The sequence below is a fragment of the Arsukibacterium sp. MJ3 genome, assembly GCF_000987765.1.
GTDB lineage: Bacteria > Pseudomonadota > Gammaproteobacteria > Enterobacterales > Alteromonadaceae > Alishewanella.
Window position 1 is genome coordinate 1 of the sequence record NZ_LAHP01000182.1, and the last position, 434, is coordinate 434.

At 49.8% G+C, this 434-nt stretch carries 2 protein-coding genes; both read right to left on the reverse strand.

The genetic code is table 11. From position 1 onward, the window contains the following. The coding region (locus VT06_RS18890; RefSeq protein ID WP_046555595.1) for an Hsp33 family molecular chaperone HslO at window positions 1-147 on the reverse strand (147 nt) is incomplete at its 3' end. 11 nt (window positions 148-158) lie between these two features. Further along, window positions 159-434: heat-shock protein Hsp15 (locus VT06_RS17400; RefSeq protein ID WP_046555596.1), on the reverse strand; the 276-nt coding region annotated here is incomplete at its 5' end.

The window sequence follows — 434 nt, forward strand, 5'->3', positions numbered from 1 at the left end:
CAGTTCCCCTAATAGCTGCTGCACCGAAAGAGGGTAATCATGCCCTTGCAGTAAGCTTTGGTAGCTGCTTTGTAAGCGTACCAGCTCGCCACGCACATCATGGTTGGTGAACGAAAAGCGGGCAATTGAATCTTGTTTTACAGACATAGAGGGTCCTGTTACTGGTGCTTAAATTTGATTAATTCACGCCGCTCTTTTTTATCAGGGCGGTGATCAGGGTGCGGATTATACATTTGCTGTAACTTGCGCGCAGCTGCATTCTCGGCGCGTTGCTTTTCACTCGCGGCCGTTTCAGCATATAACTTCTGGGCTTCGGTGGCATTTTTGCGCTGTTCACTGATGGCTAGCACCGTTACTTCCATGCGGTCGAAGCCTCTTGGCGTAATAATCACCGCACCCACTTCAACTAATTTTGCGGGTTTACTGCGCTGGCC